This window comes from Oscillibacter valericigenes, assembly GCF_021531435.1.
GTDB lineage: Bacteria > Bacillota > Clostridia > Oscillospirales > Oscillospiraceae > Oscillibacter > Oscillibacter valericigenes_B.
Map to the genome: position 1 here is coordinate 112878 of NZ_JAFBIS010000006.1, position 12269 is coordinate 125146.

A 12269-nucleotide genomic window follows, 5' to 3' on the forward strand; every position below is an offset into this window, starting at 1 on the left:
ATGAAAAAGCTGTATGTGGACGCAGTTTCCCTGAACGGCGGCGGCGCGTTTGTCCTGGAGACAGGCAAGCAGGCAGAGCTTGTTTACGCCGGGGTCACGGTGTACAGCATGAGCCCCCGGGAGCGGCCGGACTATGACGCTTTGGAGCAGGCCAACGGCCTGCGGTTCCTGTTCGACGATATGGTTGCTCCGGAGCTGCCCTGCTACCCGGTTCCCCAAATGGATGTATTCGCCCTGGATGACGGCGGCTGGTTTGCCTCCCTGGGCGGCTTTACGGGGCTGGACGAACCCTGGCCCATCGTGTACCTCCGGCGGGACGGCGCCCTGCTGCGGGCCGCGGACGATCTGGCCGCTTTCGCCCGCCTTCTGCAAAGAGGCGGCTGGCGGGAAACGATGGTCCCGGAGCCCTCTGAGGTCCGTCTCTTTCCCTCCCGGCGGGACGCGGAAGCCGCGCTGGAATTTGTCGCGCTACCCCCACCGCAGTGCCTCGATGTCGTGGGTCTTTCGGAGAAATTGGGCGGAGCAGACGGCGTCGGCGGTGAAAATCAGTAAGAAGATATAGGTCGCCTGCCAGGGAATGACCGCCGCGATGCTCTCCACCCACGGCTGCACCCACCACACCGCCAGGGCGGTCAGCAGGCCCCAGATGACGGTGAAGGGCAGGCAGACGCGGCCCCGGAGATTGCCGGGGACACGGGCGTAATTCCAAAACTGTACGCCCAAAAACACCTCACAGGCCCAGTGGTAACCGTATTCTACCGCCGTGGCCGCCAGGCCCCCCCACAGCACCAGCCACAGCCCCCGCACCGGCAGGGCCAGCACCGCCAGCATCCCCAGGCCGTACACCGGACACAGGGGCAGCAGCAGGAAGCATTTCCGGCCCTGGTTGGGGGAATGGGTGGCCGCCGCGAAGACTTTTTCCAGGCCATATCCCAAAAAGCTGTATATCCAGAAGATCCAAAGCCAACGCGCCACACTGCCGCCTCCCTTTTCGTTCAGTGTCTCCGGGAAGCGGCAGCCTATTCCCGCGCTGCGCTGGCAGTTTTTTCGCATATTCTACATTTACTTACCAAAAAAGGAGGCGATTCCCCATGGCGGATACCTGGGAAGCACTGAAACAGGACTGTATGGCCTGCCGTGGCTGCGCCCTGGCGGAGACCCGCACCAATGTGGTCTTCGGCGACGGCGCCAGGGACGCGGAGATCCTGTTCATCGGTGAGGGCCCCGGCCAGAACGAGGATGAGCAGGGCGTGCCCTTTGTGGGCCGTGCCGGACAGCTTTTGGACGATATGCTGGAGATCATCCATCTGGACCGCACCAAGGTCTACATCGCCAACGTGGTGAAGTGCCGCCCGCCGCAGAACCGGGACCCGCTGAATGTGGAACAGGACGCCTGCATCGGTTTCCTCCGGCGGCAGACGGCCCTCATCCGGCCCAAGATCATCGTGTGCCTGGGCCGCATCGCGGCGAAAGCCATCATCAAGGAGGATTTTAAGATCACCAGTGAGCACGGCCAGTGGTTTGCCCGTGGCGGCGTCCAGATGACCGCCATCTACCACCCCGCCGCGCTGCTGCGGGACGTGAGCAAGCGGCCGGAGACCTTTGAGGATCTGAAATCCATCCAGTCCAAGATCCGGGAACTGTGTGAGCACACGGAAGTATAAAAACCAGCGGGAGATGTTCCCGCTGGCTTTTTTGGTCCTATTGTTAACCTATTTTAAATCTATGGTTGACAATTCCGCTGATACGCGGTATCCTTTGATGCAGGATCAGACAAGGAGGCACTTTTCATGGAAACTTCTTCCGCCCCGTCCCGCCTGCGGACGCTGGATATGGCTTATATCGCGCTGTTTGCCGTGCTGATGGCGGTCTGCGCCTGGATCACCGTTCCCCTGCCAAAGCCCCTGGTGCAGTTCACCCTGCAGACCTTCGCCATGTTCATGGCCCTCACCACCCTGGGCGGCCGGCGGGGGCTGTACGCCATGGTGGTGTATCTGCTGCTGGGCGCCGTGGGCGTGCCGGTGTTCTCCGGCTTCCGGGGCGGTCTGGGCGTCCTGCTGGACACCACCGGCGGCTATATCATCGGTTTTGTGGCTGCCGCCCTGGTCTACTGGCTGCTGACGGCCAAACTGGGGGATTCCCTTCCCGTGATGGTAGCCGCCTGCGTGCTGGGACTGGCGGTGTGCTACGCCTTTGGCACCGCCTGGTTCCTGGTGGTATACGCGCGGGTCAACGGTCCCATCGGCGTCACGACGGCGCTGGGCTGGTGCGTGTTCCCCTACATCATCCCGGACCTTTTGAAACTGGCCTTGGCGATCATCCTCTCCCGGCGGGTAAAAAAATTCCTGAAATAATGAAAACGCGCCCGGGCAGGCGCGTTTTTCTTTTAAAATGTGAGCCGCATTTCATACCACACCACGCCGCCGTGGGTGGACTGGGAGACGCCCTCATTGACGAAGCCCAGCTTGCCGTAGTAGTGCAGGAGCTTGTCCTTGCAGGTCAGAACGCAGCCCTTCCGGCCCTGGGCCTTGGCGTCGGCGATGACCTGCCGGAGCACCTGCTCCGCCAGCCCTAAGCGGCGGTATTCCGGCAGGGTGTTGACACCGAAGATCATCTGCCAGGCGCCGTTTTCGTCGTGGAAGGATACGTCAGCGTACATCTCGTCCCGGAGGTGGGGTTCGTCGGTGACCAGACCGTTGACGAAGCTGACGAGGGTGCCGTTGTCATCCTCCATCAGCCAGAAGTGGTTGGGATACACCGCCAGCCGTTTGGCAAAGTCCGCCTCCGTGGCGGCCTCGGCAGCGGGAAAACAGGCGGCCTCCACCGCCGTCACGGCGGGCAGGTCCGCCATAACAGCGGTACGAATGTGCATGGGACAGGACTCCTTATTTCAAATATTGGTAGATCAGCAGCAGCCGGGCGGTGGAGTTGGTCATGTTCTCGAAGCGGTAGGGCCGGTCGGCGGCAAAGCGCACCGCGTCCCGCTCCACCATGTGGAAGGTCTCCCCCTCCGCCTCCAGCGTCACCGTGCCGGAGAGGAGGGTGGCGTAGCAGATACAGCCGGGAACGGACAGCTCCGGCTCATACCGGGCGCTGATGTACAGGTCCAGGAAATAGCTCTCGATGCGGGTGGCGTCGTCGTAGGAAAAGTTGGGCCGCAGGACAGCTTTGCCCCCGTCCAGGCGGACGGGCTTGGTGTCCACCTCCCGGTACTGGGCCAGGGACACGAAATCGTCATTTTCCAGCAGGACCTCGGCGGGCACCTTCAGCGCCGCCGCCAGCTTCCCCAGGATGGCCACGGAGGGGTTGGCCTCCCCCCGCTCGATCTGGCCCAGCATACTGCGGGACACGCCGGACTCCGCCGCCAGACGCTCCATGCTCAGTTTTTTGCTTTTTCGGATACGCTTGATGTTCTCGGCAACGGCGCGGTTCAGTTCCATAAGGTGCCATCCTCTCCGGCAAAACAGCCACTATACTGCTCGTTCTTCTTTTTATAGTAGGCGAACCTCCGGATTTTGTCAAGGAAAAGCGGGAGCCAAAAGGCTCCCGCTTTCATTTTTTCTTATACTAGAATCCAACACGCAAAGCGCGGCGGTTCCCATTCAAATATCTTATTTTAATGGGAGAGTAGTATTACACGCGCTTCCAGCTGGCGCCGCCCTTGGTGTCGATGATCTCGATGCCCTGGGCTTTCAGCTCATCGCGGATGCGGTCGGCCTCCGCGAAGTTCTTGGCCTTCTTGGCCTCATAGCGCTGGAGGACCAGCGCGTCGATGGCGGGGTCGCCCTCGCCGGTGACGATATACACGCCATTATGCTGGGCGATGACCTGGGCGGGCTTGGTATCCCGGAATGCCGCCGCCTTTTCCAGCAGGCTCAGGCTCAGCACCTGGTCGAAGTCCCCGATCAGGGCCAGCTTGGTGGCGTCGTTGGTCTTGGCCTTCAGGACATCGAAGATGGCCGTCACGCCCATGGAGGTATTCAGGTCGTTGCCCATGGTCTGGAGGAACTTGGCCTTGTACTCGTCGAACACAGCCGGGTCCACCGTACCGTTATTGGGGTCCAGCGCAGCGATCTTCTTTTGCAGTTTCAAATAAGCGCCGGCAGCGTTGTCCAGATTCTCCCAGGTAAACACCAGGGCCTTGCGGTAATGGCTCTGAAGGCAGAAATAGCGGTAGGCCAGGGGATCGTAGCCCTTCTCCTCCAGCAGGGAGACCGTCAGGAACTCGCCCTTGGACTTGCTCATCTTACCGTCGGAGGTGTTCAGGTGGTGGACATGGAACCACTGCTGGCACCAGGGATGGCCCAAGTAGCTCTCGGACTGGGCGATCTCATTGGTGTGGTGGGGGAAGGCGTTGTCAATGCCGCCGCAGTGGAGGTCCAGGTACTCGCCGTTGTATTTCAGGGAGATGCCGGAGCACTCGATATGCCAGCCGGGATAGCCCACGCCCCAGGGAGAATCCCACTTCAGGGCCTGGTCCTCGAACTTGGACTTGGTGAACCAGAGGACGAAGTCGTTCTTGTTGCGCTTGTTGGTGTCCTCCTCCACGCCCTCCCGGACGCCCACGGCCAGGTCCTCCTCGTCGTGGTCGTTGAACACATAGTAGTGGCTGAGCTTGGAGGTATCAAAATACACGTTGCCGCCGGCGAAATAGGCGAAGCCGGTGTCCTCCAGGTGCTTGACGATCTTGATGAAGTCGTCGATGAGGCCGGTGGCGGGCTGGACCACGTCGGGCCGCTTGATGTTCAGCTTCCGGCAGTCCTCGAAGAAGGCGTCGGTATAGAACTGGGCGATCTCCATGACGGTCTTGTGCTCCCGCTTGGCGCCCTTGAGCATCTTATCCTCGCCCTCGTCGGCGTCGGAGGTCAGGTGGCCCACGTCGGTGATGTTCATCACGCGGTTCACGCTGTACCCGGCGTAGCGCAGGTACTTCTCCAGCACGTCCTCCATGATATAGCTGCGCAGATTGCCGATGTGGGCGAAATGGTACACCGTGGGGCCGCAGGTGTACATTTCCACATGGCCGGGGGTGTGGGTCTTGAATTCTTCCTTCTTATGGGTCGCTGAATTGTACAGATACATTTCAGGCCGTCTCCTTCCGTTCATTCGGTTCTTTGTTCTCTTTCAGCTCCTGCAGTTCTTTCTCCAGGGATTCGATCCGCTGGGACATCGCCACCAGCTCATCCACGATGGGGTCGGACACGTGGATCTGGTCCACGTCGTCGGCGTAATAGACAGGCTTGCCGTTCACCCGCACCACCCGGGCGGGCACGCCCACGGCGGTACAGCCGGGAGGCACTTCGCCCAGCACCACGGCGCCTGCCGCGATGCGGGCGTTGTCGCCCACGGTGAAGGGGCCCAGCACCTTGGCGCCGGAGCCGACCAATACGTTGTTGCCCAAAGTCGGGTGGCGCTTGCCCTTATCCTTGCCGGTGCCGCCCAGGGTCACGCCCTGGTAGAGCAGGCAGTCGTCGCCGATCTCGGCGGTCTCGCCGATGATGATGCCCATGCCGTGGTCGATGACCAGCCGGTGGCCGATGGTGGCGCCGGGATGAATTTCAATGCCGGTCCAGAAGCGGTTCCACTGGGAGACGCACCGGGCCAGGAAAAAGCGGCGGTGGACATACAGCCAGTGGGCCAGCCGGTGGTAGAGGACGGCGTGGACGCCGGGGTAGAGGAGAAAGATCTCCAGCTTGCTGCGGGCCGCGGGGTCGCGGCGCTGGTAGGCGGCCAGCAGGCCGCCCAGTCGGGTCACTCGTTTTGCCATAGAAAATTGCTCCTTGTGTCGGTCGGGAGAAAAAAATCGCCTCCCGTACCAAAGTACGAGAGGCGACGAATCGCGGTTCCACTCTCTTTTATCACTCAAGGGGCCCATAACGGGGGCCAGGCGGAGGGCTTCTGCATCCCCCGCGCTCCCGGACGCACTTCGCAGTCCCCTCCGCAGGCGCGCTTACAGCCGGTGACGCGCCCTCTCTGTTCTTTGGGTGAACTGTTACTCTTTCCGTTCATCACGCTATTGGATTTACCCTAGTATAGTAGCAGGAATTGAAATCGGTGTCAAGAGAAATTCATCCCAAGTCCCGGTGGTCCAGCGCCGCCAGACCGAACCGGGCCGCCCGGGTGACGGTCTCCCGCTCCTCCTCGCTCCCGGCGGCGTCCCATTTGGCCCGCAGGTCCCGGAGAAACAGGCCCCGCAGGGAGTCCTCCCCCGCCCGGGCCCAGATGTCCGCCGCCATCCGGGTGTGGTCCCGGAGGTCCAGGGCGTAGAACCGCTCCGCCAGAGCCTCCCGCAGAGCGGCATCGTCCACGCCGCCCTCTCCGGTCTCCCCGGTGAGCAGGATGCGGTAGAGGTCCTTCTCCGTCTCCGACGGAAGGGCTTCCTCCACGGCCCCGCGGGGGTCCTTGCCTGTCACATCCACTTCCAATACCTCATAGCGCCGCAGGGCAAAGGGCACAAAGGTCAATGTCACTTCGCCGTCCTCCGACAGTGTACCCTGATAAAAGCCCTTCTCCCCCAGCTCGTCAAAGCCCCGACCCTCCAGGCAGCCCGGCCAGGCGCAGACGGTTTTCCCGAAGGTCAGGGTCTCCGTCCGCTTGTGGATATGGCCCAGAGCCAGGTACGCAAGGCCGCTGGCGGCGACCTCCTCCCGGCGGATGGGGTCGTACCGGGCTTCGGCGGGCTCCAGCTCTCCGTGGAGGAGGCCAATGTGGATGCCGCCCTCCGGGGCGGTAAAGCCCGTCAGCAGGCCATCCGCCTGCTCCGCCGCGGTAAAGGCCGCGCCGTGGACGGTGACGCCCAGCTCCGGCACCTCCGCCGCCGTCATCCGGTTTTCCCGGAAAATGTATACATTTTCCGGCCACTCCACCGTCCGCCAGGGACTGCCATCGGTAACGCAGTCATGGTTGCCGGGGGCGATGAACACCCGGGCCGCCATCTTCCCCAGGGCCTGGGCCAGCTGCTCTCCGGTCTCCCGGAAAGCGCCAATGCTGTCGAACAGGTCTCCGGCCAGCAGCACCAGTTGGACGCCCTCCCGGTTCACGTAGTCCGCCAAACGGAACAGCGTCTCCCGGCACTCCCGCCGCCGGGCAGCCGCCTGCCGGGCGGGCAGGGCGCCGAAGGCACTGTCCAGATGAAAATCGGCGGCGTGGATAAATTTGAGCATATCAGCCCTCCTCCGGCCTCCAGCCTTTGCAAACGTCTACCCATTCAACGAAATTGGACGAATATTTTTCCAGCTCCTCGCAGGTCATCTCCACGGCGCTGTTGTCGCTGCCCGCCGCCGGAAACACCGTCTCGAAGCGCTTCAGGGACACGTCCAGGTACACCTTCACGTTTTCCGGCAGGGCGAAGGGGCACACGCCGCCCACATCGTGGCCGATGAGGGTGTGGGCTTCCTCATGGGTCAGCATCTTGGCCTTCGTGTGGAACTGCTTTTTATAGGCGCTGTTGTCCACCTTGGCGTCGCCCGCCACCACGATGATGATGGGCTGGTCGTCCACCTTAAAACTCAGGCTCTTGGCGATGCGGGCGCTCTCCACGCCCACGGCGATGGCCGCCAGGTCCACGGTGGCGGAGGACACCTCAAACTCCCGGATGCGGTCCGCAATGCCAAAGGTTTCAAAATAAGCGCGTACTTTCTGGATAGACATGGTAGATTTCCTCTCTTTATCTGTTATGTGATATGGTCAACGGAGCTCCACCCGCTCCACGGCGGTGCAGAGGCCGGTCTCGCTGTTCAGGGTGAACACGGCGCCCTGGAGCTTGCAGGGGCCCTCCGCCGGACGGTAGCGCCCCGGCAGGCCGCCCAAAAAGCCCTCCACCGACTGCCGGGGCTCGATGCCCAGCACGGATTCGATGGGGCCGGTCATGCCCAGGTCGGTGAGGTAGCCGGTGCCCTTGGGGTACACCCGCTCGTCGGCGGTGGGGACGTGGGTGTGGGTCCCCCACAGGGCCGACACCCGGCCGTCCAGGTAGTAGCCCAGGGCCAGCTTTTCGCTGGTGGCCTCGGCGTGGAAGTCCACCAGGGTGAAGTCCGCCTCCCCTTGTTTGAGCAGGGCGTCCGCCGTGGTGAAGGGGTCATTGGCCTTCCAGTCCAGGCCGCACCGCCCGATGAGGTTCATCACCCGCACCCGGACGGCGCCCAGGTCAAAAATCTCGCAGCCGTGACCCGGCGCCCGGCCCGTATAGTTGGCGGGACGCAGCAGCCAGGGGACGTCGTCCAGCAGGTCTTGAAGCTGCATTTTCCCGAACGTGTGGTTCCCCAGGGTGACGGCGTCGGCTCCGGCATCGTAGATGCGCCAGGCCTGCTCCGGCGTCACGCCCACGCCGGAGGCGTTTTCGCCGTTGACCACGGTGAAGGCAATGTTTTTCAGCTTTTGCAGGGGGCGCAGGTTTTTTTCCAGGTGCCGCAGGCCCGGCTCCCCTACCACGTCGCCCACCGCCAGAATGTGATACTCCATAGGCTCCTCCTTATTCCAGCCCCACCAGGACGTCCAGCTCGGAAAGGTCCCGGCACATGGCGGGGCAGGTGTCGAACGGGTGCCGTCAAAATCCCGGATGAGACCGCCGTAGCGCATCATTGGTACGCCCTCTCTTTCATTCCGTATTAGTATAGCAAAGAAGCGGCTCTTTGAAAAGAAATTCCCGGAATTTTTGTCCCTCCTGTTGCGTCCGGCCTGTTTTCTGCTTATAATAGCATTATCACTGATAAGAAATGCTAATTTCAGGAGGACCCTATGGCAGTGAAACTCGAATTATACCGCGTGTTCAAGGAGGTGGCCGAGACCGGCAACATCTCCGTGGCCGCCAAGAACCTGTATATTTCCCAGTCGGCGGTGAGCCAGTCCATCAAGCAGCTGGAGACTGCCCTCCAGGCCCGCCTGTTCGCCCGGAGTCCCCGGGGCGTCAGTCTCACCGGCGAGGGGCAGATGCTCTACCAGTACGTCCGCAGCGCCCTGGGCCTGCTGGCGACGGGCGAGGACAAGCTGTCCCAGGCCCAGCAGCTGCTGCTGGGCACCCTCGTCATCGGCGCCAGCGACACGGTGACCTCCCAGTTCCTGGTGCCCTATCTGGACGAGTTCCACCGCCTCCATCCCGGCATCCGGCTGAAAATCGTCAGCGGCCGCAGCGCCAAGGTGCTGAGTATGCTGAAATCCGGCGCGGTGGACATCGCCTTTGCCTCCTCCCCCGCCGACAGCGCGGTGGAGTCCTGGCCCTGCTTCGCCACCCACTCCGTCTTTGTGGCGGGCAGCGGGTACGACTGCGACTTTGACCATGTCTACACCCGGCAGGAAATTGCGGAATTCCCCCTCATCCTGCTGGAGCGGAAAGCCAGCAGCCGGGTATTCCTGGAGCAGGAATTTTTGAAGCACGGCGTCACCCTGTCCCCGGAGATCGAGCTCTCCTCCCGCCAGCTGCTGGTGTCCCTGGCCCGCATCGGCCTGGGCGTGGCCGGCGTGACGCTGGAGTTTGTGCAGAAGCCTTTGGAAGCCGGGGACATCCGACTGCTGAAAACGGACTTCACCATTCCCGCCCGCTCCGTGGATATGTGTACGCTTCAGGATGTGACGCCCACCGCCGCGGCCACCGCTTTCATGGAAATGGTGCGCCAGGGCATCTGAGGGAGCTTATCATGGAATCTGTCATCATTCTGGTCCTGGAGCTGGCCGGCACCCTGGCTTTCGCGGCCTCCGGCGCCATGACCGGCCTGAAAAAGAATATGGATATTTTCGGCGTGTGCATCCTGGGGCTGACCACCGCCGTAGGCGGCGGCGTCATCCGGGACCTGATCCTGGGCAACACGCCTCCCGCCACCTTTCAGGACCCCATCTATGCCACGGTGTCGGTGGTCACCTCCCTGGTGCTGTTCCTGCCCCAGGTCCGGCGGCTTCTGATGTGGGACCAGGGGCTGTTTGACCTGGTGCTGTTCCTGATGGACACGGCGGGCCTGGCCATCTTTACCGTGGTGGGCATCCGCACAGCCTATGCCCATGAGCCCCAGGCCACCGTGTTCCTGCTGGTATTCGTGGGCGTCATCACCGGCGTGGGCGGCGGCGTCCTGCGGGACATCATGGCCGGAGACACGCCCTATATCTTCGTCAAGCATATCTACGCCTGCGCGTCGCTGGTGGGTGCTCTGCTCTGCGGCCTCCTGTGGCACTACGCGGGAGAGATGCTCTCCATGCTGGCAGGCGGCGGAGCCGTCATTCTTATCCGCGGCCTCTCCGCCCACTTCCGCTGGAACCTCCCCCGGGCACACGACTGACCAGACCCCGCGCCGCGGTTTTCACGGCGCGGGGTTTATCCTGTAAACCTTTTCCAAAATGACCGATTTTTCGTTTATTTTTTAGTCCCTGTTCAAGATAAGTGTGGGTGGGCAAAACCTTGTATATTCAGGCGAATACATTCAATATTTATACAGAGCGTTGGTGAAAACCGACGCTCTGTTCTTTTCGGCACAACTGCTAAATGAGTTATCTGTATTTTGTGCATCTAAACAAAATTAAAGAAAAAAGAAAGTTGGTGATACCTATGTACGCAAGACGTTAGGCATATTTTCAAGTCGTGGAGATTAGCACTCAACTCATGGGCGTTTTTTCGATAGTCGTGTTTTTAGTACAAAATCTATTGATGGGTACAACTTTGGTTTTCAAAGTGAGTACTTATCAATGGAGGTACACATCATGCTTAATGGTGATATGTACGGTTGTAATTCAGGAGTAAGCTATGAGGATGCCGTGGTGGCGTTTTTAAACGAGCATGGATTTCAAGCATATAAAACGGGCAAAAGTGATGGAGGTATTGATATTGTGGCCGTTAGTATCACAAAACCTCAATCTTATACATTCAATATTCAATGTAAGTACTATAACAAGCCTCTCGGCAAGGCACCTATACAAGAGGTTTACTCTGGAACGCAGTACTACGGTAACGGCGGAAAGCCTGTGGTAGTCACAAACAATCGTATGACCGCAGATGCTCGGGTTTATGCTAAACGACTTGGGGTTGAAGTTATTGCAGAGGCCGAATGGAAAGAGATTATGCAGGTATCTGACACAAGAAAGATTATCAATCCGAATCCGCACAAAGGTTTAATGGGTATCATCATCGCTAATATAACAAGGAATCGTGAGTATTTGATATCTGCTGTGCAGGATATACCAAATCCTCCGACAGACAAAGAGCAGTTGAAACTTGAACTTGTCAATAAATTTGATGAGGCTGAGGAATATGTTAAGGAAGCATCCTACTACCAGCAGAGAGCAGCAGAATATCAACAGCGGGCATTGACTCTTCAAAAAGAAGCCCTGCTGAGAAATCTTGAATATGGTTGAAGGGCAAGCGCTGACAGCGCAGACAACAAAATATTACTAGGGGGCTTAAAGATGGCTGACCTTTTCAGTGAGTTAATGGAAAGCATTGACAGCCTCACTGATGAGCAGATCAATCAGTTGATGGCAAAGCTGGACGTCAAAAGGTCAGGAAGTCAAAAGTCTGGGGATGTTAGTGAGATTACAGAAATCCCACTTGCTTGTCCCCACTGCGGAAGTATAAGCATAATGAAGCATGGTAAAAAGTCAGGGCACCAGAGGTTCAAGTGTAAGGACTGCAATAAAACCTTCACGGAAACACATGGCACTATGCTGGCCCATTCAAGATTGACACCGGCTCAATGGCGATGCGTGTTGTTAGGACTGGTTCAAAATCTAAGTGTGCGCAGAATTGCAGATATGGCTGAAATAAGCCATGTTACTGTCTGGGTAGCAAAGCAAAAGGTGTGCATGGCTCTCAAGGAAATATTTGGTGAGCAAGACCACTTCGTTGACATTGTTGAGTGTGACGAGTGCTTTGCACCAGTTTCATTCAAAGGCAAACGTGACCCAGCATTTTTCATATATACACTTGGGCGTATGCCAAGACACAACAGAACATACGAAGAAAAGGTTTATTATCTCAAGAAGTATGGATTCTGGGATGACTTGCAGAAAAACTCTGCACGTCTGGAAATGCTGCTATCGCCACCTAAGAAACACAAGCAAGGTGTCAGTAATGAGCAGACTTGTATTTTGACTTGCAAAGACCGAAGCGGCAATCTATATGTTAACCCAGTTTGTATAGGTAGGCTGGGAATAGCAGATGTTAAGAAGAATCTGACTGGAAGATTCGCAAGTGACGCAGTAATGGTAACAGTGAATATTCCAGCCCGAGGGAACCGGGAATCCGGTGAAATGGAAACCACGATTCCGGTAGAACGGGAACCGCTGTTCCG

General features: G+C 59.3%; 15 protein-coding genes. 7 read left to right on the forward strand and 8 right to left on the reverse strand.

What is annotated here, in order from left to right; genetic code table 11:
• On the forward strand, positions 1-552 hold the full coding sequence (locus JQM68_RS05180; RefSeq protein ID WP_235221921.1) for a hypothetical protein: 552 nt from the start codon (positions 1-3) through the stop codon (positions 550-552).
• Here JQM68_RS05180 and JQM68_RS05185 read toward each other — a convergent pair.
• Positions 469-975, reverse strand: a complete 507-nt coding sequence (locus JQM68_RS05185; protein ID WP_235221922.1) for a putative ABC transporter permease — start codon at positions 973-975, stop codon at positions 469-471. The two genes, JQM68_RS05180 and JQM68_RS05185, sit on opposite strands and share 84 nt — an antisense overlap.
• A 116-nt stretch (positions 976-1091) precedes the next feature.
• Here JQM68_RS05185 and JQM68_RS05190 point away from each other — a divergent pair, with 116 nt between their 5' ends.
• Positions 1092-1664 carry a uracil-DNA glycosylase gene (locus JQM68_RS05190; RefSeq protein ID WP_235221923.1) on the forward strand — a complete coding sequence of 191 codons (573 nt, stop codon included), beginning with the start codon at positions 1092-1094 and terminating at the stop codon, positions 1662-1664.
• Between the two features lie 126 nt (positions 1665-1790).
• A complete protein-coding gene (locus tag JQM68_RS05195) occupies positions 1791-2354 on the forward strand; it encodes a biotin transporter BioY (RefSeq protein WP_235221925.1) in 564 nt (187 codons plus the stop codon).
• Positions 2355-2386: 32 nt separating this feature from the next.
• On the opposite strand, the gene JQM68_RS05200 is transcribed toward JQM68_RS05195, so the two are convergent.
• From JQM68_RS05200 to JQM68_RS05230, 7 genes are all read right to left on the reverse strand, one after another.
• Positions 2387-2872: a GNAT family N-acetyltransferase gene (locus JQM68_RS05200; protein ID WP_235221926.1), complete on the reverse strand. Its 486-nt coding sequence runs from the start codon at positions 2870-2872 to the stop codon at positions 2387-2389.
• A gap of 13 nt (positions 2873-2885) precedes the next feature.
• Positions 2886-3440 (reverse strand): helix-turn-helix domain-containing protein, encoded by a 555-nt coding sequence (locus JQM68_RS05205; RefSeq protein ID WP_235221927.1) that lies wholly within the window; start codon positions 3438-3440, stop codon positions 2886-2888.
• Between the two features lie 193 nt (positions 3441-3633).
• Positions 3634-5082, reverse strand: coding sequence for a cysteine--tRNA ligase (gene cysS / locus JQM68_RS05210; RefSeq protein ID WP_235221928.1), 1449 nt, complete (start codon positions 5080-5082; stop codon positions 3634-3636).
• 1 nt (position 5083) lies between these two features.
• Positions 5084-5767 carry a serine O-acetyltransferase EpsC gene (epsC, locus tag JQM68_RS05215; RefSeq protein ID WP_235221929.1) on the reverse strand — a complete coding sequence of 228 codons (684 nt, stop codon included), beginning with the start codon at positions 5765-5767 and terminating at the stop codon, positions 5084-5086.
• A 301-nt stretch (positions 5768-6068) separates the two neighbouring features.
• The gene (locus tag JQM68_RS05220; protein WP_235221930.1) at positions 6069-7163 is read right to left on the reverse strand and encodes a metallophosphoesterase family protein; all 1095 of its coding nucleotides are present in this window, start codon (positions 7161-7163) and stop codon (positions 6069-6071) included.
• A 1-nt stretch (position 7164) separates the two neighbouring features.
• The gene (locus tag JQM68_RS05225) at positions 7165-7650 is read right to left on the reverse strand and encodes a YbaK/EbsC family protein (protein ID WP_235221931.1); all 486 of its coding nucleotides are present in this window, start codon (positions 7648-7650) and stop codon (positions 7165-7167) included.
• 36 nt (positions 7651-7686) lie between these two features.
• Complete coding sequence (locus JQM68_RS05230) at positions 7687-8460, reverse strand: TIGR00282 family metallophosphoesterase (RefSeq protein WP_235221932.1); 774 nt, start codon at positions 8458-8460, stop codon at positions 7687-7689.
• 276 nt (positions 8461-8736) lie between these two features.
• Here JQM68_RS05230 and JQM68_RS05235 point away from each other — a divergent pair, with 276 nt between their 5' ends.
• The 4 genes from JQM68_RS05235 to JQM68_RS05250 all read left to right on the forward strand — a co-directional run.
• Positions 8737-9621: a LysR family transcriptional regulator gene (locus tag JQM68_RS05235; protein WP_235221933.1), complete on the forward strand. Its 885-nt coding sequence runs from the start codon at positions 8737-8739 to the stop codon at positions 9619-9621.
• An 11-nt stretch (positions 9622-9632) separates the two neighbouring features.
• Positions 9633-10265 (forward strand): trimeric intracellular cation channel family protein, encoded by a 633-nt coding sequence (locus tag JQM68_RS05240; protein WP_235221935.1) that lies wholly within the window; start codon positions 9633-9635, stop codon positions 10263-10265.
• A 418-nt stretch (positions 10266-10683) separates the two neighbouring features.
• Positions 10684-11334, forward strand: a complete 651-nt coding sequence (locus JQM68_RS05245; RefSeq protein ID WP_235221936.1) for a restriction endonuclease — start codon at positions 10684-10686, stop codon at positions 11332-11334.
• Positions 11335-11385: 51 nt separating this feature from the next.
• Positions 11386-12269: IS1/IS1595 family N-terminal zinc-binding domain-containing protein (locus JQM68_RS05250; protein ID WP_328283719.1), on the forward strand; the 884-nt coding region annotated here is incomplete at its 3' end.